A 20929-nucleotide genomic window follows, 5' to 3' on the forward strand; every position below is an offset into this window, starting at 1 on the left:
GTTTTTAGATAATGCTCAAAAATTTAAATGCCTTATATGTTAAATCTTTTTATTTCAAGATTCCGGATTTGTAAGTCGCAATCGCTCTATCTCTTGCCATGGCGTGTTCTACCATAGGTTTTCCGTAACCTAAATCGAATTCTTTAATCCATTTTCGGATGTAGATTCCTTTCTCATCGAATTTTTTCTGTTGAATCTCTGGATTGAAAACACGGAAATAAGGTGCGGCATCACAACCGGTTCCTGCAGCCCATTGCCAGTTACCAACATTGGCAGACATATCGTAATCCAGTAGTTTTTCGGCAAAATAGGCTTCACCCCATTGCCACTGAATCATTAAATGTTTAATTAGAAAACTGGCGACCACCATACGAACTCTGTTGTGCATGTAACCCGTTTCATTAAGTTGACGCATTCCTGCATCGACCATTGGATAACCAGTTGTTCCCGAACACCAACGTTTGAAATCTTCTTCATTATTGCGCCACTCAATTCCATCATAAGCCGATTTAAAGTTTTGAGTAACGACTTTTGGAAAACTGAATAAGATTTGCATAAAGAATTCTCTCCAAATCAATTCACTCAAAAAGACATCATTTTTATGAAAAGCCCAATTAACTAATTTCCGTACGCTTACAGTTCCAAAACGCAAATGTGGCGACAGATAAGAAGTTTTATCCAAGGCTGGAAAATCCCTAATATCTCGATAATTTGAAATGAATTTTAAGTTGTGTGGCTTAACTTTTATGGGACTTTCTTCGAAACCTATTTGTTCCAAAGTGGGAAAATCAAAACTATTTTTATGGAAATTAGAAAAATGGGATTCCGTATCATATTCCTGAACCGGCGCCATTGATTTGTATTTTTCCAGCCATTTATTTTTAAAAGGAGTGTATACCGTATATGGCAATCCATCAGCTTTTGTGATTTCTTTTTCCTCGAAAATAACTTGATCTTTAAAAGAATAAGCAATGGTTTTATTTGTTTCTAAAAGTTCACATATTGCTGTATCACGTTGTATTGCATACGGTTCGTAATCTTTGTTGAAAAAAACTTCTTTGACGTCATATTCTTGTAAAAGTGATTGCCAAACATCAAAAGTTTTTCCTTTTTTGACCAAAAGTGAACTTCCAATTTCCTGTAATTGCGTATTTATTTTTGAAAGTGAATCATGGATAAAACCTACTCGGGCATCATTTTTTGGTAAACTGTCCAAAATGGAATCATCAAAAATAAACAATGGAACTACCGAATATTTAGACTGTAAGGCTTGAAATAAACCTACGTTATCTTCCAGACGCAAATCCCGTCTGAACCAAAAAATAGAAATTTCTTGCTTGCTCATTACTTTGCATTAAACATTTCGTCCACCTTTTTTACACGGTATTCAAAAATGGATTTCAATTTATTTTTAACGACCAATGTATTCATGATTCGACCCAGAAAACCAAGCGGTAATCCGTAATGCACGACATCAGTCATTTTAGTTCCGTTTGGGGTTGCTTCAAAAAAATGTTTGTGGTGCCAAAAACTGTATGGACCAAAACGTTGTTCATCTATGAAATAACTATTTTCTTTTACTTGTGTTATTACAGTCATCCATGACAAAGTGATTCCAAAAAGTGGCGTTACTTTATACTGAATAATTTGTCCCGGATACATGGATTTTTGATCAAAATCTGTAATTTGAAAACCCATTCCTTCCGGTGTGATTTTCTGAAGATTTTTCGGATTTGAAAAAAATGTCCAACATTCTTCTACACTAGCATTTACATGCTGAACGGTTTCTTGTTTGTATATTTTCATGGTTGTGTTTTAAAGATAAATGCCTTCGTGGAACACTGCGTTCGCGTGAGGGATAATAGTGGAGCTCTTTTTATAATTGGTCTCGTTTTTTTAAACGAGACCAATTATAAAAAAGCGGGAACGATTAGCCCGACCCCGCTGTAACGCTAGTGAAAGCTGGGTCACGCCCAAATTTAACTTTATATTTTGTAGTACTTGAAAGGTACAAAAAGCATTCCGAAACACTCTCCGTGTTCTTTACCCAAATGTTTGTGATGTACTTTGTGCGCTTTTCGCAAGCCTATTAAATACTTGTTATTGGTGTTTTTGAACCACTTGAAACGTTGATGGATGAGGACGTCATGAATCATGAAATAACACATACCGTAAAACATAATTCCAAGTCCGATGAAGAATTTATAGTTCAAACCACCTTCGACACCATAATAAAAAAGTAAAATGCTTGGAACGGCAAAAATCACAAAAAAGATATCATTTCGTTCGAAAACATTTGCATATTTTGGCTGGTGATGATCGGCGTGAAAGTACCACATTGATCCGTGCATTACATACTTATGCGTAAGCCAAGTGACGCATTCCATTATTAAAAAAGTACCTAGAAAAATCAAAAAAAATATCATTTTATTCTGTATTTAAGTATAACAATTTATTAAAAAAAGCTGTAATTTAAACTAATTTCAATTTATAAGACACAAAAGACTTTGCCAATAAACCAGCTTTGGTATAGTTAGAAACTCGGATTCTTGCGTTTCCTATTTCGTGACAAGGCGTGTTTTCTAATTTTTTTAATAGTTTTTTGTAGTACACAAAAGCTGTGTATACACCGAACTTAGCTTCGATAGGAAGTTTCACAATTCCTTCGTAAGCGACTCTGAAATCTTCTTCGATCTCATTGATGATAGCAGTTTTTGCATTTTCATCGAACGAATTCAAATCGACACCAGGAAAATAATTGCGATTCAAAACCAAATTATCGTCCTTTAAATCCCGAAGAAAATTCACTTTCTGGAACGCAGAACCCAATCGCATTGCTTCGTCTTTCAGTTGCTCGTATCGTTTATTGTCACCGGCTACAAAAACCTTAAGACACATTAAACCTACAACATCCGCAGAACCGTAAATGTAATCATCGTACTCTGCTTTGCTGTGATAATCTGATTTTATCAAATCTAATTTCATACTTTTTAAGAAAGCCTGAATAAGATCATCAGATATGTTGTTTTGCTTTACTGTTTGCTGGAAAGAATTCAATATGGGATTTAAACTTATTCCTCTATCAAAGGCTTTGTAGTATTCATCCTCAAACTCTGTGATCAAACTTTCTTTGTCAAAACCATGGAAACTATCCACGATTTCATCTGCAAAACGGACGAAACCATAGATACTATATATGGCATCCCTAATACTTGGCGAAAGCATGTATACCGCCAAAGAGAAAGAGGTGCTATAGTTTTTTGTAACTAACTTGCTACATTTAAAAGATACATCATCAAATAATTGCTTCATACTATTGTTCTGAAAATTGCTTATTAATTAATTCCGACACTAATTTTCCAGAAATTAATGCTGGCGGAACTCCTGGTCCCGGAACGGTCAATTGACCGGTGAAATATAAATTCTTAACTTTTTTACTTTTTAATTTTGGTCTCAAAAATGCCGTTTGCAATAATGTATTTGCCATACCGTAAGCATTCCCTTTGTATGAATTATACTCCGACACAAAATCATTTTTACAGAATGATTGCTTAAATATAATATTATTTTTGACGCTTTGCTGTGTTAAAGTTTCAAAACGATCTATTATTTTATCAAAATATTCTTCTCTTAATTCCTCTGTATCATTGATTCCTGGTGCTAAAGGTACAAGAAAAAAGCCAGATTCCATTCCTTCCGGAGCGGCGGTTTTATCCGTTACCGAAGGGAAATTCGCATAGAACAATGGCTCTTTTGGCCACTGGGGTTCATCGTAAATATCCTTGGCATGTTGGTAAAAATCAACATCAAAAAATAATGCATGATGCGAAATATTTTCTATTTTTTTGTTGAAACCAACATAAAATAATAATGACGAAGGTGCGAAAACCCTACTGTCCCAATATTTCTCAGAGTACGCTCTGTGTTCCTGATCCAATAACGTCTCCGTGTGATGATAATCAGCACCACTCAAAATCAAATCTGAATCAATAATTTCGCCGTTTACCTGAATAGCTATTGCCGTTTTATTTTCAACAATAATTTTTTCGATATTAGCATTCGTTTGAAACTTTACTCCTAGTTCTATCGCTAAACTTTCCATGCCTCGCACCACATCAAACATTCCTGTTTTGGGATGCCAAGTTCCCAAGCCAAAGTCGGCGTAATTCATAAAACTGTAAAACGAAGGCGTGTCTGATGGCTTTGCGCCAAGAAACAATACTGGAAATTCCAATATTTGGATTAGCCTTTCATTTTTAAATTTTTTGCGAACATCTCTACTGATGTTGCTAAAAAATTGTCCTACTTTCATGGCTGTTTCCACAGTTATTAATTCGAGTGGAGAAACTCCTGGACGGTATACTAACTCTTTGATGGCAATATCATAATTACTCTTGGCCTCAGCCATAAAGTCACTTAGCAGTTTACCGCTACCTTTTTCAATAGCTTCAAAAGCAACTGTAATGTCCGCTAAATTGTCCGCTATCGTTATGAAATCATCTATCCCATAATACACTCGATAAGCAGGAGACAATTTGATGAGTTCATAATAATCCGTAGTCTTCTTTCCAAAGTCAGCAAAGAAACGTTCGAAAACATCTGGCATCCAGTACCAGCTCGGCCCCATATCAAAGGTAAATCCTTCTCGCTTTAGTTGTCGTGCGCGTCCGCCTATGGCGTCATTTTTTTCGTAGATTGTAACGTCATGTCCACTTTGAGCTAAATAAGCAGATGCAGCTAACGCAGAGAACCCAGAACCTATAATTGTAATTTTTTTTATTTTCTTCATTTGTTTAGCAAATATATAAATTGTTTAAACAAAAAACAATTAAATCCAGTCGACTAATTCATTGATCGAACTAAATATTGTTATTCGTTCTGGAAGTTCTTCTTTTTTAATAAACTCAACCATTCTACCGAGGTACCATAATTCAGTAGTATCATCCAATAACTCTTCAGACATTTTTTGGATATAACTGTCCAATATATCTCTTTCGGGCTGAACTGTTAAGTACGACACAAAAACAATGGAATCAAAATGCTTTTTCAAATCTTTTAGATTTTCAATTGGCATACTTTCCCCTAAATAAATGGTTTTGTATCCATGCAATAAAATTTCATAATTGAGATACATTAAGCCCAATTCGTGAATTTCATTCATTGGCAGAGACAAAACAAAAACTTTATCCAGTTTGGTTTGTTTTAAAATTTGAAGCTTTTCAGTATTTATTAATAGTTTTTGTTTAATTAAGTAGCTGATAAAATGTTCGTGAGCAGGTGTTATAGTATCAGATTGCCACAATAATCCCAATTCATTCATCAAGGGAATGAAAACTTGATGAAAGACTTCTTTGAATGATTTTTCCGCGATTAACCAATTGTATGTATTAAAGAAAAGCTCTTGGTCAAAGTTCATCATCGCCATTTTGAACTCACTAATAGCGTGGCTTTTGGCTGTTTTGCTCGAAATTATTTCTCGCACTAAAGACGGTATTTTTTCTTGCGGATATGTTGCTATTTTTGAGATTTTATATCCGTAATCGTGTAACAATGTGATATTTAACAGCTTTTGCAAACTAGCTAAATCGTACAAACGAATGTTAGTATCCGTACGCATAGGTTGGAGAATATCATATCTTTTCTCCCAAATTCGTATCGTATGCGCTTTGATCCCTGAGAGGTTTTCAAGATCTTTTATACTAAACACACTTTTTATATTGTTCATCGTTTATCAAAATTTAATAAACAAATGTAAAATAAATTTTATTATAAACGTTTATAATCAGCCTTAAACTTTTTTTAATTATACAATTACTTCTTATTCAGTTACACACAAAATCAGTTCAAACGACTCTTATACAAATGTTAAATACTGATTTCATGTCCCGTGTATATTTAGTAATTACTCTGTAAAAAACTAAATGACAATATTTTAAGACCAATAAATTGAAACATACTTTAGTCTTTAAATCGTTATATTATTAATTAACGTTTGTTTTATGTTTAAATAATAATCATCCACAATTAGAGATTACGTTGTAATAAAATTATTCTAAAACAATAATTTATAGAAGTAATGACAACCAAAAGTTATACTAGTTACTCACAAAAAAACAGATAAATAACAGTTTGCACTGTTACTTATCTGTTACCCTATTTGTAAAACAGAATGTTTAAATTATTTTTTAATGATTTTTCTGCTGGTAAACCCCTCTTCATTATAAATCGTTATAAAATAAATACCACTGGAATACGCACTCAAATCCATTGTTATATTTTCGGAATCTGTTTTAATTTCATGCTGTAAAACACCCAAAATATTGAACATTTTAACTCCAGTCATCGGTTTACTTGCTTGGATTTGAAGTGTACTTGAAACTGGATTTGGATAAATAGAAAGTGTGGAAGAAGCTAAAAAAGAACGGTTTGCTAAAGTATCATTATTAGTAGCTACCCAACTTGACGCTAAATTGTTATCTAAAGTAGTGCTTATCAAATCCAGATAAGTACCACCGCCATCAGGTGTTGTTGGCCAAGGCGCCGCATCAAAATATTCAACTGAGTCTATTATATTTCCATCGGCATCAGCCAAAACAATTTTCTGAGATTTATTAGATAAGTTTCGGACAAACTGACCAAAAGGAACTATTCCGTATTTACTTTGAAAAGCTGTATTATTACTGGTCAAAAAGATCGTTTCATTTCCTCCAATAGTTGAATTGAACGGAAACTGATACGTCAATCCTAATTGTCTAAAATATACGCCGGAAAGATTTACGGATCGATCACTAATGTTTTGCAAGGCTATAAACTCTAAATCATTACTGACTGGAAAAGTGGTGGACGTTTTAGGATTGTAATTGATTTTAGTTATAACCAAAGGTGGTAACGAAACAGTAGCACAGTTTGTAAAAGATCCTATATTATTTGTAATCCAAGTGGTTCTGTCAACAATAAAAGTTCTAATTCGGTTTACATCAACATCATGATCATCTAGTGTCCCCCATCTTTGTTGCTCTCGCGGAATCGCTTCGCTGATGTAACTTAAGGCGTTATCCATATAAGTAATCAATACATCTTTGTTCAATGGCTTGCCAGGCGCTTTTACTTCATTCCATCGCTTAGCGAGATTGCAATTAAATGATCCATTATCAAATAAATAGCTCCAAAATGGCGGCCCAATTCTGTTCCCGTTATTAAATTGCCATTTATCTACGTGACTGCTGTTTGTAAATGTACTTCCAAAACTTTGGTTAAAATCCCAAACTGGACCTGCTCGCAATTTTCCACCACGGTCTTTATGGAAAAAAGTGCTGGATTGATACACATCTGCGTTTGAACACAATTCATTTACTAACATAAAATCGACAAAAGAAGGCACATCAATAATCGTTCTATATCCGTCTTCTAAATCATCATCGTAGGCATGATCTTGCATTCTGTTGAACTCAGCTTCAATATATTGAGTTTGTTCAGGTGTCGCATTTTCAGGTTTAGGTAAATCATGTACAAATTTAGTTTCATCCATCCAGAACGCTACAGGATCGCCACCTGTGGTTTTATCCGCTTTGGTTATATATCCGCCAGTGATATTGGGTAACGCATTATCAGTCGCTTCAATCTTTAAAACGTTAACCCTATTTTCATTGGATTTTATTTTTTCCTGAAAAACATATAATCCTTTATAATCCCCGTTAATCACAACCTCACAGTATTCCGTTTTAGAGGCATAATTCCCTAATTCTCTCGACATGTAATAGGCTAAATAGTCTCTAACTAAGGAAGGATCAAAACCTAATCCGTTCAAAATCCAGTCATTTTCACTTGGCATCCCAAAAATACTTACGTTATTATTAGAAGTATTATCTGCTTTTAAAGTGGTTAAACTATACTGTTTTTTAGGCAGCGTTTGCGTGGAAGAACCTCTAATTTCGATACCAATTCTGCCGGTGTAGTTTAAAAACCCTGCCGTGTTCTGATCCGTCAGGTAATTTCTGGTTCCGTCAGGTCTCTTAATGATCTTCATGCTTGCTAAAATTTTTGGATCATCAACAATCTCGAGAGGCAAACCTGTGTTCGGGTCATTATCGGTGGTGATAATAACAATAGGGAGATTACTATCCGTAAAAGTTTGCGCTGTAACGGAATAAGAAGTAATCATAACAATTAACAAAATAAATTTTGAAATTGTAGTAAGCTGGGTGATGTACAATTTTTTCATGATTTGATTTCTTGTTAAATTAAAGCATAAATTTAATAAAAAAAAGAACATAAAATACTGATAATCAATTATTTATAAGATAATTAATTACTAATGTATCATCAAAATTTTTGATTTAGATATATGACCGAGAGCGACTTACGTTTTCCACTTTTTCAATGAAAAAGAATTGAAATGCGAATTTCCTTTTTTGGGGTTCAGGAAAATAAATAGTACGGAACGAGTAAAAAAATAATGCGTATTCTGCGACAATATTAAAAAAAGGAATAGTCCCTATATACCAAACTAATAGTGACTTTCTAATTTTACAGTTAAAATTTTCAAATTGTAAAACAGTATAAATTTAGTCTATATTATTGAAAATCAGTATATTTACATAAATTATTTTTTAATGTTTTATAAAAACGACCGTTATGTACAAGCAGCTATTAAAAGATAGAACGGAAGCGGGCTTTTTACTGTCCGAGAAATTAAAAAAATACCAAAATACAAATAGCGTAATTCTTGCCGTTCCCCGAGGCGGAGTTCCTGTGGGATTTGTAATTTCGAAAACCTTACACCTGCCTTTAGATATTGTACTCTCTAAAAAGATTGGACATCCTAATAACAAGGAATTTGCAATAGGAGCTGTTTCCATGGATTCCATGATTCTTGACGAGCATCCTGAAGTCCCAAAAAAGTACATAGACCATGAAATTAACAAACTCCGGCAACTCCTCAAAGAGAAATACGAACTCTATAGTGGCAACCGAAAACCAATTGATATTGAGAATAAAAATGTGATTCTGGTAGATGACGGCATTGCGACAGGAAATACCTTGCTTGCCAGTATTGCCATGCTCCGAAAAAAAAATCCTGCAAAAATAATTGTTGCCGTTCCTGTACTTCCCTCTGATACCGTGCCGCTATTTGAGAAAAATGCCGATGAATTTATTTATTTGATTGCGTCCTCTTATTTCCGGGGAGTAGGAAGTCTATATGAAGAATTCTATCAGGTGGATGACGAGGAAGTAATTAAGATGCTGAGTATTATCAATACAACTGAATAATCAATTATAAAGCTTTAAAATACCTAAAATTAGAAATCATGGAAAAATTAGATTTAGATATTCCGTTAGCGTCAGTTACGTTGAAAGGAGATTTGATTGTACCCGAAAATGCTACTGGAATAGTTATTTTTTCGCACGGAAGCGGCAGCAGCAGATTCAGTTCCCGAAATAAAATGGTAGCAGAACTCATTCAGCAACACCACATAGGCACGTTCCTTTTTGACTTGCTTACGGAGGAAGAAGATGAAACAAATGAAAATCGATTCAATATTGATTTGCTCAGTGACCGATTGATAGCAACAACACAATGGTTGATGGACCAGGAAAGTACCAAAGCACTGCCAATAGGATATTTTGGTGCAAGTACTGGAGTTGCATCAGCATTGCGGGCTGCTGCGCATTTTAAGGAAAAAATAAAAGCAGTGGTTTCCCGTGGCGGTCGCCCTGATTTAGCAATATCCGATTTGCCACACGTAACCGCTCCTACGCTGCTGATTGTAGGCAGTCTAGACACTCCAGTCATCAGCATGAATAAAATGGCTTATAACACATTAGAAGCTCCAAAAGAAATGAAAATCGTTGAGGCGGCAACACATCTCTTTGAAGAACCCGGAAAATTGCAGGAAGTCGCGGATTTAGCCATCGATTGGTATAAAAAGTATTTGACGAAATAGCAAAGTAACATTCGCTAACTAAATTAGGTCTTAGATTTCAGGTCTGATTTAGTCCCTTAGAATTAAAAAAGTTAATTGATTAATCACATTAAAACTAGAATCATGGCAACAGTAAACACCTACATCACCTTTAATGGTTTTTGCGAAGAAGCTTTTCTTTTTTACAAATCCGTTTTTGGTGGGGAATTCTCTTATTTTGGAAGATTTAAAGACATGCCAATATCCGAAGGCCAAACCTGTCCTCCGGGAGAAGCCGAGAAAATCATGCACGTTTCGCTTCCTATAAGTAAAGAAACGGCGATTATGGGAAGCGACAGTTTCGAATCCTTTGGAAATGAAACTATTTACGGAAATAACTTTTCGCTTTCCCTCAATACCGAAAGCAAGGAAGAAGCAGACAAGTTCTTCAATGCACTTTCAGCCGGTGGAAAAATTATCATGCCGATGGAAAACACTTTTTGGAATGCCTATTTTGGAACCTTGGTTGATAAATTTGGCGTCAATTGGATGGTGAATTTTGATTTGGTGGAAGAAAAATAGAATAGCACCAACAAATAAATATTTTATTAAATAGTGAGACACGAATTCCACAAATTTCAAAAAAATTAATTGATGAAAATACGTGAAATTCGTGTCTGTATTTTTTAAAATTATTTCTAGAACCTATAACGGTATTTTTATTTGAAGTAAGATAATAACTTGGATTATTTTATATCAAAAACACTTTTTGAATTTTTAAATATTTATCAAAAAATAAGTACTAAATTTAAATATTAATTTTAAAATTTTAAACAATAATTAATATTACAAATCAACATTTTTAAACACATTCAATTTATCCAAATTCAAGATTGTCTTTGAATTATCAGTACTTCGAGTATACATGGGTTCAAATTTTGCTCCGTAAACTACCTCATCAAAAGTATAAGAGGTCCTAGCGGCAACCGTGTTACTAAACATATCATCAAAGGTTTTAATAAAAACGAGAATCTCCCCATTTGTATTTTTAAAATCCGTGTTTGTAAATTTATAAAGTGGACTATTTTCTGTAATAGGATGAACTAGGGTCCAACTCAAAGTCAAGGCATTTATTCGATCCAATTCCAGTTCTAAAGCGTAAAATTTATTAGTCATTCTTCCATTTTCCTCGATGCTCATTCCTAGTGTCATTTTAGCTTCAGCATCTGTAAAATTCGTATTTTTAAAAGGCGTAATCCTAATCATTAAGGCTGTATTTTCAGCATAAGGGGCGATTATAGCATTATGAGAAAACTTTAAAAAAGCTGTCGGTTTACTAAATCGACCAAAAAATAAACCTGTGGCAATTGCAAAACTCAGTAAACCTATTAATGCTTCCCCTGCAGAAAGCGCACTCGTAAGAAAACCTGAGGGACTTATATGACCATAACCAACCGTTGTGAAGGTTTGGGCACTGAAAAAATAAGCCTGTCCGAATTTGACCCATTCACTATCTGCATTTGAAATTCCATTGAGATGTTCAATTCCAATACCATAATAAATTGAGGCAAATATAAAATTGATTGTTACATAGAAAGTGAGAATGACCAAGATAAATCTCCATCCTGGCATATCAATCATAGTGTGATACCAGCTAATCCGCTGCAAAACATGCATTCCACGTTTCTCTACATTAGCTTTTCCATCCTTATTTACGAAACGACCGCCATAACTGCTGGCGTTAGTTCCAAAACCGGTATTCTTGTCGGCTTTCGCTTTAGCATTAATAGTATTCAAGAGAAGAATTTTTTATTAATTATTTAACGGTAAAACTAGTTAAAATCAACTCAAAAAAAAAAAGATGCTTTTTCTAATAATTTAAATTTTAAAATTACAATACCTATCAAAAATGCCTTTTAGAAATACTCTTTTCGAGCTTTTAACGATAAATTTGGAGTGAATTGGCTAGTAAATTTCAATTTGGTGGAAGAAAATTAATTTCAATTGCATTTTGCCATAGTCACAAAACGTACAATAAAAAATGAAATTTCCCTCCTGCAAAACAATCGCTTTTTTTCTTAAATTAGTTGAATTAAAAAAATGCTATGAAAAAACTAACCAAAGAAGATATCAGTCAGGAAGTATTTGACTTGTACGATGACTATGCACACAATAAACTTGATAGAAGACAATTTGTCGAGAAACTATCCTTGTTTGCGGTAGGAACGCTGACACTGCCTTCGCTCCTAAGTTTTATGACACCCAATTACGTGGATTCTATATTAATAAAACCGGAAGATCCAAGGCTGAAATCAGCATTCATCACCTATGATTCTCCCAAAGGCGGGGGAAAAATCAAAGGGCTTTTATCTCAACCCGCTGGAACCAAAAAGAAACTACCGGGAATCATCGTTGTACATGAAAACCGCGGACTGAATCCTTATATTGAAGATGTAGGACGAAGAGCTGCCGTGGAAGGATTTATTACTTTGGCACCGGATGCTTTATCGCCACTGGGCGGCTATCCCGGAAATGATGATGCCGGACGAGAATTACAAAAAAAACGTACCCGCGAAGAAATGCTCGAAGACTTCATTGCAGCCTACGAATACCTAAAATCCCACAAAGATTGCAATGGTCACATTGGTGTAGTAGGATTTTGTTTTGGCGGTTGGATTGCCAATATGATGGCGGTAAAAATCCCAGATTTGTGTGCCGCAGTTCCGTATTATGGCGGACAACCCACTGCAGCCGAAGCCGAGAAAATAAAAACACCTATCCTAGCGCAATATGCCAGTTTAGACACCCGCGTAAATGAAGGCTGGCCAGCTTTTGAAGCCATCCTTAAGAAGAACAAAGTAGAGCATATTGCTTATTTCTATGAAGGCGTGAATCATGGTTTTCATAACAATACGACGCCGAGATACGATGAAAAAGCCGCCACTTTATCTTGGACACGAACCATTGATTTTTTTAAGGAAAAATTGAAGAACTAATTTCATTTTTTAAAAGTCCCTTGATTGGGGCTTTATTTATTTTTTAAGAAAATACTGCTAAAATTAAATATAACCCAAGATTTTATTATATTTGAAAATAAATAAATTCTGACGTTTATCAGACAAAGCCACCCAATATTAGGGAGATAAGTCTGATTTTGTCAGACCTATATACTAGTTACCAGCTATTTTACAGAATCGCATATGAAAGAAAATTGGCTTTTTATTAAAACTGCAGATCATTATGGAAACTCTGAGATTATTCAGATTGATGGAGATATCATTGATTATTTTGTCGTTGAAAAAATTGACGAAATCTGTCTAATAAAAAACGGAAACAGAAATGAAAAGCTAAGCGAAACAGAGCATAAATTTATAAATCAAAATCGAATTAGATTTTTCAGAAATGGAAAAATTTACAAAGTTTTAAGCGATGAAAAGTCTATAACTGAAGATTGTATATTCGAAAATGATTACGAAAAACTAAACGCAACAGAAACTGAATTAACAGAAAGTGAAATTCAGAATTTAAAGTTTGTGTTTAATTGGAATGGAGAAAAAAAGAATCTTAGGTTCAATGAAGTTTTGGACTCGCCAGTTATACAAGGAATAAACAAACGTTTGAATAAAGAAGGAAGTAGAATTGTACTTGAAAAACTAAATGAAACGCTATTTGTTTCACTTTATATAGACAATTCTCTTGATAAACTAATTCCGATAAAATATGTTGACAGACAAAAGATGATTTTATATGGTTTCCCAAAAGAACCTTATGAAATTAATTGTCCAATAATAGAATAAAAAAAACAGCTGGTAACACACGCTACAAACGATTTGGGCAATTGGCTTAATTTAAAAATGGTCTTGTATTTGAAAGATTTGGCAAATCCGAAAATTAGGCTTTATTTAAGCCCAAACCGCTTGTAGCGCGAGAACGTTAAAAACCAAAATTAAATAAAATTATGCCATTAAAAAAAGTACTTATGGCTATTCGCCATTTTTAATATCTAAACAAAAAAAGCCTACGCTGGGCAAATATCTCTTCCTTTGAATCACAATGGCGCTCATTTGTATCTAATGCCAATTTTAACTTATAGCACAATTGTAGTAACACGGTCAATTCAACACTATGCGAAAAATAACTATTTCTATTTTAATTATTTTGACAATTATAGTTATTGTTTTTCTTTTTTTAAGACATGAGGAACTTAGTAGTTACAAGGAAAAAGGAAATAAGATGGTAAGACAAATCTATAAATTTGAAAAAATTAATCATACATTACCAAATTCTATATCAGATTTTCAAGTTGATACAGAAATGGGTGAAGGTCCGTACTATGAAAAATTAAATGACTCAATATTTATTGTATACTACAATATAGGTTTTGATGATAAAATCACATTTACTTCTAACAAAAAAATATGGGAATAAAAAGATAAAATAAATTATACCTAAAATTTTAAATTATCACCTTTCATAGCTAGAAAAATATTTAAACAAAAGATTTAAACACACACGTCAGCGCAAATATAACTCAATCGTTGGCGCAGTTTTTCAAACTGTGCCAGTAACAACGAGCCACTAACTATAAAAAATATCCCACAAAAAAAGCCCCAAACGGGGCTTTTTACATATAGTAATTTCAAGTTTTTTATTTACTCAAATACATTTTTCTTCTTGAGTACAATTCGTAGAATTGATCGTCTTTTAAGTCATCAATAAACAAGATGCTTTCTCCTGTTGATTTCATTTCTGGCCCTAAAGCTTTGTTCACATTATGGAACTTGCTGAAAGAGAAAACCGGTTGTTTGATGGCATATCCTTTCAACTGCGGGTTGAAAGTGAAGTCGGTTACTTTATTGTGACCTAACATTACTTTAGTCGCATAATTTACATAAGGTTCTCCGTAGGCTTTTGCAATAAATGGAACCGTACGAGATGCTCTAGGATTCGCTTCAATAATGTAAACGATATCATCTTTTATCGCAAACTGAATATTGATTAAACCAACAGTTCTTAAAGCCAACGCAATATTTTTGGTATGGTCTTTAATTTGTTGCATCACAAATTCGCCTAAGTTAAACGGTGGCAAAGTTGCGTTACTGTCTCCAGAGTGTACTCCGCAAGGTTCGATGTGCTCCATAATCCCTATGATGTACACATTTTCTCCGTCGCAAATTGCATCCGCTTCGGCTTCGATCGCACCATCTAAATAATGGTCTAAAAGCAATTTATTTCCTGGAATCGTTTTTAATAAATTCACAACATGCTCTTCTAGTTCTTGCTTGTTGATTACAATTTTCATTCCCTGACCACCCAACACATAAGATGGACGAATCAATAATGGAAAGTCCAAAACATCCGCTAAAGCCGAAGCTTCGTCAGCCGTTTCAGCAATTCCAAATTGTGGGAAAGGAATTTTCAAGTCGGTTAACAATTCAGAGAAACGTCCTCTGTCTTCGGCTAAATCCAAAGCGTCAAAGCTCGTTCCTATAATTTTAATACCGTATTTAGATAATTTCTCCGCTAATTTCAGCGCCGTTTGTCCACCCAATTGCACGATTACACCTTCTGGTTTCTCGTGTTGGATAATATCGTAAATATGTTCCCAGAAAACTGGTTCGAAATACAATTTATCGGCTGTATCAAAATCAGTCGAAACCGTTTCTGGATTACAGTTGATCATGATGGTTTCATAACCGCATTCTTTGGCGGCAAGCACCCCGTGAACACAAGAATAATCAAATTCGATTCCTTGTCCAATTCTATTTGGGCCTGAACCAAGAACGATTATTTTCTTTTTATCTGTAACAACACTTTCGTTGTCAACATAACGTGTTCCGTCAGCTTTTTCTATTTCGGCTTCAAAAGTGGAGTAATAGTACGGCGTTTTTGCTTTGAACTCCGCAGCACAAGTATCAACTAGTTTGAACACACGATTGATATTCATTTCTGTACGCAACGTATGTACTTGACTTTCCAGACAACCCATCATGTGCGCGATTTGTCTGTCGGCAAAACCTTTTTGTTTCGCTTCAAGTAACAATTCTCTTGGCAAAGATTCTACTTTATAGTTAGAAATTTCTTTTTCTAAAGTATACAGTTCTTCGTATTGTTTCAAGAACCACATATCGATTTTAGTGATTTCATGAATACGGCTCAATGGAATTCCCATCGCGATAGCATCATAAATCACAAAAACACGATCCCAACTCGCAAAAGTCAGTTTCTCGATAATTTGTTCATAGTTCGTGTATCCTTTTCCGTCAGCTCCTAAACCATTTCTTTTGATTTCCAATGATTGAGTTGCTTTGTGCAAGGCTTCTTGGAACGAACGTCCAATTCCCATTACTTCACCAACGGATTTCATTTGAAGTCCCAACGTTCTGTCAGCACCTTCAAATTTATCAAAGTTCCAACGTGGAATTTTCACAATCACATAATCCAAAGTTGGTTCGAACAAAGCCGAAGTCGATTTGGTAATTTGATTTTGCAATTCATCTAAGTTGTAACCCAAAGCCAGTTTGGAAGCAATTTTTGCAATAGGATAACCCGTTGCTTTTGATGCCAAAGCGGAAGAACGAGATACACGAGGATTGATTTCAATCGCCACAATATCTTCTTTATCGTCCGGCGAAACGGCAAACTGCACGTTACAACCTCCGGCAAAGTTTCCGATGCTTCTCATCATCAAAATCGCATAATCACGCATTTTTTGAAAAGTCGTGTCAGACAAAGTCATTGCTGGCGCAACTGTGATGGAATCTCCGGTGTGAATTCCCATTGGATCCATATTTTCGATAGAACAGATAATAACAACATTGTCGTTTTTATCTCTCAAAAGTTCCAATTCATATTCTTTCCAACCCATTAAAGCCTTATCAATTAAAACTTCGTGAATTGGTGATGCTTCTAAACCTCTGGTTAAAAGTTCATCAAAATCTTCTTTTTTATAAACAATTGCTGCTCCGGTTCCACCTAAAGTAAATGAAGGACGGATTACTAATGGAAAACCAAATTCCTGAGCAATTTCTTTTCCTCTAAGATAAGAAGTACATATTTCAGCAGGAGCAGATGGAACTCCAATTTTTTTCAAAAGTTGTTTGAACTGCTCTCTGTCTTCGGTAATATTAATCGCGTTTACATCAACCCCGATTAATTTCACTCCGAAATCTGCCCAAATCCCTTTTTCATCGGCTTCCAGACACAAGTTCAAAGCGGTTTGTCCTCCCATTGTCGGCAAAACAGCATCAATTTGAGGATGCGCTTTTAGGATTTCAATGATAGATTTAGTTGTCAGTGGTTTTAAATAGATATGATCGGCCATTGAAGGATCGGTCATAATTGTTGCCGGATTGGAGTTTATCAAAATAACTTCAATTCCTTCTTCACGAATAGAACGGGCAGATTGTGATCCTGCATAATCAAATTCGCACGCTTGACCAATAACAATAGGACCTGAACCTATTATTAAAACTGATTTTATAGATGTATCTTTTGGCATTGTATAGTAGTATTGTGTTGTGTAGTTGTTATTTTCAAAAGATTAAAGTTACTGAACTCAAACCTTTTACCTGTAAATCTTTAACTTTTTTTAACGAATAGGTATAAAAAAAGGCGATACTAAAAAAAGTAACGCCTTATTTATGTTTATACAAACATTATTTTTTGTGTCTTGGTTCACAAGAAACAGTCAATTTATGTCTTCCTTTAGCTCTTCTTCTAGCAAGAACTTTTCTTCCATTCGCAGAAGCCATTCTGTCCATAAATCCGTGCTTATTTCTTCTTTTTCTTTTCGATGGTTGAAACGTTCTTTTGCTCATTGCTTTGTATCTTTAAAATCTTATTTATATGTCTTCCTATTTTCGAATAACTGTTATTCTAAAACCGAGTGCAAATATACAAAGACTTTTTTTTCTCACAAGTAGTTTTGTAAAAATATTTTCAATTCATTTTACTATATTTGTGATCTTAAAATAAACCCACTATGTTTCACAGAAATATTAAACTTATTATCGCCGGACTTATTATCGCTACTGGCATTTGGCAATTTACAGAAAGTAATATCGGTAACGGAATCTTCCTTCTAATATTGAGCGCAATTCCTATTTTCCTTTACTTCAAAAATGAATTCATCTTGTTGGCCTTCTTAAAACTTAGAAAACAAGATTTTGAAGGAGCTAAAAAATGGTTGGCTTACATCAAAAATCCAGAGACGGCTTTGGTACAGAAACAACAAGGATACTTTAATTACCTTCACGGAATCATGCTTTCGCAAACCAATATCAATCAAGCAGAAAAATATTTCAAGAAAGCGATTGAACTTGGATTATCAATGGATATGGATTTGGCTGTAGCCAAATTAAACTTAGCTGGAGTTGCCATGACACGTCGTCGTAAACTTGAAGCCACTTCCCTATTGAACGAAGCTAAAAAATTAGACAAACAGAATATGTTGAAAGATCAGATTGTGATGATGAAAGAACAAATGAAGAAAATATAGTTTTCTCCAAGAATAGCTCCAACAACTTAAAAAACCATTTGTATCCTCAAATGGTTTTTTTTTATTCCTAAAATGCTAATTAACGGATATTTAAGTGGTTTACCTATTATATTATTTAGAAGCATTTTTTTTTCTTAAATTTAGTTTTCAAAAAAAAAAAAAATGGCGAGAAAAATACTCTTACTATCCTTTTTACTTTCTTTTTTAAGTAATTACTCCCAAGATAGTATTGCCTATTTTTCTGAAGCCTTACGATTAAATATCAATTCTTATAATGCTGCAAGTAACCGCGCTTTTGAAAACAAAGATTTTAATGAAGGCAAACGATTATTTGACTCACTCGTACAATACAAGCTTATAGGCACTCGATTTGATGATTTTACGGTTAAGGGGTACAATTCTAAAGACGTAATCTTAAACAACATCAACAAGCCTATTTTATTAGTAACTTATACTTCATGGTGCATCTTAAATAAAGGAGATGCTCCAGCATTAAATGAATTGGCAAAAAAATATCCTGAGAACTTACAAATTATCATTCTTTTTTGGGATAAAAAACAGAACCTAAAAAAAATAGCCACTCAGTTTAGCAACGCAATCAAAATATGCTATGCTAACGAGTCCTACGCTAATGATTTCCGAATCATCGCAACATTAAAACACACGTTAGGAATTCCTACTGTATTTTTTATTGATGAAGACAAAAAGGTAGTTAACATCAACCGTATTAAAAACCATTACAAACCAAAAATTTCATTTTACACAGCTTTGACCATTAGTTATGATCTTTTTGACCAAATGATCAATCCTTATTTAAATAAAATAACTTCCAATTCCGCCATAGTCAACAACAACGATTAATAGCCCTTCAATGGAATTTCGATTTGGTATTTTTTACCAGTATCATTCAGCAATTTAGTTTCCCTCAGCCAAGGATTATGGATCTTCAAAATTTTATAATTAATTCCCTGCCTTTTTGCAAAATCAGCTAAATCCGTAATCGAGCTGTCAATTTCAATTTTCTTGGTTGGTAAGATTCCATATAACTCTTCTGGAGCAATCGTAAATCCATATTTTACGGGATTTTCCATAATCTCTTTTAAAGCTAAAATTCTGAAAACATAGCGAGACGTTTCTTCAGTAAGTAATAAATCATAGTAATTAGATACTTTCTGAATTCCAATTTGCTTATTCACACCTGTCATTCCTCCGTTGTAGGATGCTGCCGCTAAAGTCCAGCTTCCAAATTTTCCTTTGGCACTCAAAAAATAACTGCAGGCTGCTTCCGTAGATTTTTCAAGATCATAGCGCTGATCCACATTTTCAGTCACTTCCATTCCTCGTTCCTTAGCTGTTTCCGGCATAAATTGCCATATTCCTCTTGCTCCTGCTGGCGAAACTACATTCACCAATCCGCTTTCTATAACGGCCAGATATTTAAAATCATCCGGAATACCATTCTTTTTTAAAATAGGTTCAATCACCGGAAAAGCACGATTCGCTCTTTTTATAGCCAAAATGGTGGAGGCGTGCAAATTCACATTTACCAATAATTCCCTATCAAACCGTTCCTTGACATCAGCTATTTTCAACGGAGTTTCTTCGCCTGCAAAATCAAGTTTTACAGGAAAACTATAACTAATTTCTGCTTTTACATCTTTCCCTTTTGCGTCATTTGTTGTTGCAAAAATGAATATTCCACTTGCAAAAATTACGGTTACGAGTAATATTATTTTATTAATAGGTTTCATCTTTTCCTTTTTTATCGCTTTTGTTTCGTTACAAAAGCGTCTTTGATTGTTTTTTTACTCCCAATATAATAGAAGGCAAATTTTCATTCAACCACTTGTATTTATTCAAAATCATAATATGCGTTCCGCCTTTTACGGTAATACAATTCTTGATATATTTTATTGGAAAAACATCATCAGCATCACCATGAATATGAATTACATTTTCATCACTAACCGTTCTATCCCATAAAATCACTTGTTCCACAGCCCAGTTCAAATACCGAATATCCCGAACAGAAAGAAATTTTTCATATAACTTAAGGCGCTGATTTACTTTTTCTCCAAAAGAAAATTTAGCCAGACTTTCGATATTTGCAAATAAACTCATCGGAATCAGTTTATAAGCTTTAGTGGTTTTAGCGATTTTCAATCTTCGTGGAAATTCAGAATTGCATCTCACACTCGAAATAATAATGACTTTGCGCGCCTCTACATATTTCGCCATTTCCTGAACTAAAATCCCTCCAAAAGAAACACCAATCAAAACCGGATTCTTATGGATTACTTTTGCACTAATTCTCTTGGCATAATCCGTCAAAGATTCGTGATCTAGCGGAATCTCCCATTCTAATAAATGGATTTCGAACGTGTCTTCAGGAAGTACAATTCGCTCAAAAATGGCAGCACTTGACGCCAAACCTGGCATTAGATAAACTGGAATTTTACTCATAATTGTTTTAACGATTTTATAACAAAATTCGGAATTTTTATGGCGAATTTTGTATAAAATTAAT

Annotated in this window: 20 protein-coding genes; 8 read left to right on the plus strand and 12 right to left on the minus strand. The window is 34.2% G+C overall.

What is annotated here, in order from left to right; all coding sequences use genetic code 11:
- Positions 1-49 precede the first annotated feature (49 nt).
- The 7 genes from DR871_RS10945 to DR871_RS10975 form a co-directional block, all read right to left on the minus strand.
- Entirely contained in the window at positions 50-1345 is a 1296-nt protein-coding gene (locus DR871_RS10945; RefSeq protein WP_113666319.1) for a cryptochrome/photolyase family protein, read from the minus strand.
- Positions 1345-1806 carry an SRPBCC family protein gene (locus DR871_RS10950; protein ID WP_113666320.1) on the minus strand — a complete coding sequence of 154 codons (462 nt, stop codon included), beginning with the start codon at positions 1804-1806 and terminating at the stop codon, positions 1345-1347. Before DR871_RS10950 ends, DR871_RS10945 begins: the two co-directional genes overlap by 1 nt.
- Before the next feature lie 179 nt (positions 1807-1985).
- Complete coding sequence (locus DR871_RS10955) at positions 1986-2426, minus strand: sterol desaturase family protein (RefSeq protein WP_113666321.1); 441 nt, start codon at positions 2424-2426, stop codon at positions 1986-1988.
- A 46-nt stretch (positions 2427-2472) separates the two neighbouring features.
- Entirely contained in the window at positions 2473-3312 is an 840-nt protein-coding gene (locus DR871_RS10960) for a phytoene/squalene synthase family protein (protein ID WP_113633488.1), read from the minus strand.
- A gap of 1 nt (position 3313) precedes the next feature.
- Positions 3314-4789: a phytoene desaturase family protein gene (locus tag DR871_RS10965; RefSeq protein WP_113666322.1), complete on the minus strand. Its 1476-nt coding sequence runs from the start codon at positions 4787-4789 to the stop codon at positions 3314-3316.
- A gap of 39 nt (positions 4790-4828) precedes the next feature.
- Positions 4829-5725 (minus strand): MerR family transcriptional regulator, encoded by an 897-nt coding sequence (locus DR871_RS10970; RefSeq protein WP_113666323.1) that lies wholly within the window; start codon positions 5723-5725, stop codon positions 4829-4831.
- Between the two features lie 453 nt (positions 5726-6178).
- On the minus strand, positions 6179-8221 hold the full coding sequence (locus DR871_RS10975) for a CotH kinase family protein (RefSeq protein ID WP_165355328.1): 2043 nt from the start codon (positions 8219-8221) through the stop codon (positions 6179-6181).
- Positions 8222-8634: 413 nt separating this feature from the next.
- Here DR871_RS10975 and DR871_RS10980 point away from each other — a divergent pair, with 413 nt between their 5' ends.
- From DR871_RS10980 to DR871_RS10990, 3 genes are all read left to right on the plus strand, one after another.
- A complete protein-coding gene (locus tag DR871_RS10980; RefSeq protein ID WP_113666325.1) occupies positions 8635-9270 on the plus strand; it encodes a phosphoribosyltransferase in 636 nt (211 codons plus the stop codon).
- Positions 9271-9308: 38 nt separating this feature from the next.
- Positions 9309-9944, plus strand: a complete 636-nt coding sequence (locus DR871_RS10985; protein WP_113666326.1) for a dienelactone hydrolase family protein — start codon at positions 9309-9311, stop codon at positions 9942-9944.
- 102 nt (positions 9945-10046) lie between these two features.
- A complete protein-coding gene (locus DR871_RS10990) occupies positions 10047-10484 on the plus strand; it encodes a VOC family protein (protein ID WP_113666327.1) in 438 nt (145 codons plus the stop codon).
- Between the two features lie 264 nt (positions 10485-10748).
- On the opposite strand, the gene DR871_RS10995 is transcribed toward DR871_RS10990, so the two are convergent.
- Complete coding sequence (locus DR871_RS10995) at positions 10749-11708, minus strand: ion channel (RefSeq protein WP_113666328.1); 960 nt, start codon at positions 11706-11708, stop codon at positions 10749-10751.
- 299 nt (positions 11709-12007) lie between these two features.
- Between DR871_RS10995 and DR871_RS11000 the strand changes: the two genes are divergently transcribed.
- The 3 genes from DR871_RS11000 to DR871_RS11010 all read left to right on the plus strand — a co-directional run bounded on the left by DR871_RS11000 (position 12008) and on the right by DR871_RS11010 (position 14330).
- A complete protein-coding gene (locus tag DR871_RS11000) occupies positions 12008-12898 on the plus strand; it encodes a dienelactone hydrolase family protein (protein WP_113666329.1) in 891 nt (296 codons plus the stop codon).
- Between the two features lie 204 nt (positions 12899-13102).
- The gene (locus tag DR871_RS11005; protein ID WP_113666330.1) at positions 13103-13699 is read left to right on the plus strand and encodes a hypothetical protein; all 597 of its coding nucleotides are present in this window, start codon (positions 13103-13105) and stop codon (positions 13697-13699) included.
- A gap of 328 nt (positions 13700-14027) precedes the next feature.
- Positions 14028-14330: a hypothetical protein gene (locus DR871_RS11010; RefSeq protein WP_113666331.1), complete on the plus strand. Its 303-nt coding sequence runs from the start codon at positions 14028-14030 to the stop codon at positions 14328-14330.
- 220 nt (positions 14331-14550) lie between these two features.
- On the opposite strand, the gene carB is transcribed toward DR871_RS11010, so the two are convergent.
- Both carB and rpmH read right to left on the minus strand, forming a co-directional pair.
- Positions 14551-17403 carry a carbamoyl-phosphate synthase large subunit gene (gene carB, locus DR871_RS11015; RefSeq protein WP_113666332.1) on the minus strand — a complete coding sequence of 951 codons (2853 nt, stop codon included), beginning with the start codon at positions 17401-17403 and terminating at the stop codon, positions 14551-14553.
- A 157-nt stretch (positions 17404-17560) separates the two neighbouring features.
- The gene (gene rpmH, locus DR871_RS11020) at positions 17561-17722 is read right to left on the minus strand and encodes a 50S ribosomal protein L34 (RefSeq protein WP_007136275.1); all 162 of its coding nucleotides are present in this window, start codon (positions 17720-17722) and stop codon (positions 17561-17563) included.
- A gap of 164 nt (positions 17723-17886) precedes the next feature.
- Here rpmH and DR871_RS11025 point away from each other — a divergent pair, with 164 nt between their 5' ends.
- Complete coding sequence (locus DR871_RS11025) at positions 17887-18402, plus strand: DUF2892 domain-containing protein (protein WP_113666333.1); 516 nt, start codon at positions 17887-17889, stop codon at positions 18400-18402.
- A gap of 162 nt (positions 18403-18564) precedes the next feature.
- A complete protein-coding gene (locus tag DR871_RS11030; RefSeq protein WP_113666334.1) occupies positions 18565-19263 on the plus strand; it encodes a TlpA family protein disulfide reductase in 699 nt (232 codons plus the stop codon).
- Here the strand turns inward: DR871_RS11030 and DR871_RS11035 are convergent.
- Together DR871_RS11035 and DR871_RS11040 are read right to left on the minus strand one after the other, a co-directional pair.
- Positions 19260-20153: a lytic transglycosylase domain-containing protein gene (locus DR871_RS11035; RefSeq protein WP_113666335.1), complete on the minus strand. Its 894-nt coding sequence runs from the start codon at positions 20151-20153 to the stop codon at positions 19260-19262. The genes DR871_RS11030 and DR871_RS11035 overlap by 4 nt on opposite strands.
- Positions 20154-20181: 28 nt before the next feature.
- The gene (locus DR871_RS11040; RefSeq protein ID WP_113666336.1) at positions 20182-20865 is read right to left on the minus strand and encodes an alpha/beta hydrolase; all 684 of its coding nucleotides are present in this window, start codon (positions 20863-20865) and stop codon (positions 20182-20184) included.
- Positions 20866-20929 lie beyond the last annotated feature (64 nt).

The sequence above is a fragment of the Flavobacterium petrolei genome, assembly GCF_003314435.2.
GTDB classification, from domain to species: domain Bacteria; phylum Bacteroidota; class Bacteroidia; order Flavobacteriales; family Flavobacteriaceae; genus Flavobacterium; species Flavobacterium petrolei.

What these genes read in the sequence shown, in the direction of transcription:
- DR871_RS10965 (WP_113666322.1), bottom strand. Translation starts at nt 4,789, where the DNA reads ATGAAGAAAATAAAAAAAATTACAATTATAGGTTCTGGGTTCTCTGCG.
- carB (WP_113666332.1), bottom strand. Translation starts at nt 17,403, where the DNA reads ATGCCAAAAGATACATCTATAAAATCAGTTTTAATAATAGGTTCAGGT.
- DR871_RS10950 (WP_113666320.1), bottom strand. Translation starts at nt 1,806, where the DNA reads ATGAAAATATACAAACAAGAAACCGTTCAGCATGTAAATGCTAGTGTA.
- DR871_RS10980 (WP_113666325.1), top strand. Translation starts at nt 8,635, where the DNA reads ATGTACAAGCAGCTATTAAAAGATAGAACGGAAGCGGGCTTTTTACTG.
- DR871_RS11005 (WP_113666330.1), top strand. Translation starts at nt 13,103, where the DNA reads ATGAAAGAAAATTGGCTTTTTATTAAAACTGCAGATCATTATGGAAAC.
- DR871_RS11040 (WP_113666336.1), bottom strand. Translation starts at nt 20,865, where the DNA reads ATGAGTAAAATTCCAGTTTATCTAATGCCAGGTTTGGCGTCAAGTGCT.
- DR871_RS10990 (WP_113666327.1), top strand. Translation starts at nt 10,047, where the DNA reads ATGGCAACAGTAAACACCTACATCACCTTTAATGGTTTTTGCGAAGAA.
- rpmH (WP_007136275.1), bottom strand. Translation starts at nt 17,722, where the DNA reads ATGAGCAAAAGAACGTTTCAACCATCGAAAAGAAAAAGAAGAAATAAG.
- DR871_RS10985 (WP_113666326.1), top strand. Translation starts at nt 9,309, where the DNA reads ATGGAAAAATTAGATTTAGATATTCCGTTAGCGTCAGTTACGTTGAAA.
- DR871_RS10975 (WP_165355328.1), bottom strand. Translation starts at nt 8,221, where the DNA reads ATGAAAAAATTGTACATCACCCAGCTTACTACAATTTCAAAATTTATT.
- DR871_RS11030 (WP_113666334.1), top strand. Translation starts at nt 18,565, where the DNA reads ATGGCGAGAAAAATACTCTTACTATCCTTTTTACTTTCTTTTTTAAGT.
- DR871_RS11025 (WP_113666333.1), top strand. Translation starts at nt 17,887, where the DNA reads ATGTTTCACAGAAATATTAAACTTATTATCGCCGGACTTATTATCGCT.
- DR871_RS10955 (WP_113666321.1), bottom strand. Translation starts at nt 2,426, where the DNA reads ATGATATTTTTTTTGATTTTTCTAGGTACTTTTTTAATAATGGAATGC.
- DR871_RS11010 (WP_113666331.1), top strand. Translation starts at nt 14,028, where the DNA reads ATGCGAAAAATAACTATTTCTATTTTAATTATTTTGACAATTATAGTT.
- DR871_RS11035 (WP_113666335.1), bottom strand. Translation starts at nt 20,153, where the DNA reads ATGAAACCTATTAATAAAATAATATTACTCGTAACCGTAATTTTTGCA.
- DR871_RS11000 (WP_113666329.1), top strand. Translation starts at nt 12,008, where the DNA reads ATGAAAAAACTAACCAAAGAAGATATCAGTCAGGAAGTATTTGACTTG.
- DR871_RS10945 (WP_113666319.1), bottom strand. Translation starts at nt 1,345, where the DNA reads ATGAGCAAGCAAGAAATTTCTATTTTTTGGTTCAGACGGGATTTGCGT.
- DR871_RS10960 (WP_113633488.1), bottom strand. Translation starts at nt 3,312, where the DNA reads ATGAAGCAATTATTTGATGATGTATCTTTTAAATGTAGCAAGTTAGTT.
- DR871_RS10970 (WP_113666323.1), bottom strand. Translation starts at nt 5,725, where the DNA reads ATGAACAATATAAAAAGTGTGTTTAGTATAAAAGATCTTGAAAACCTC.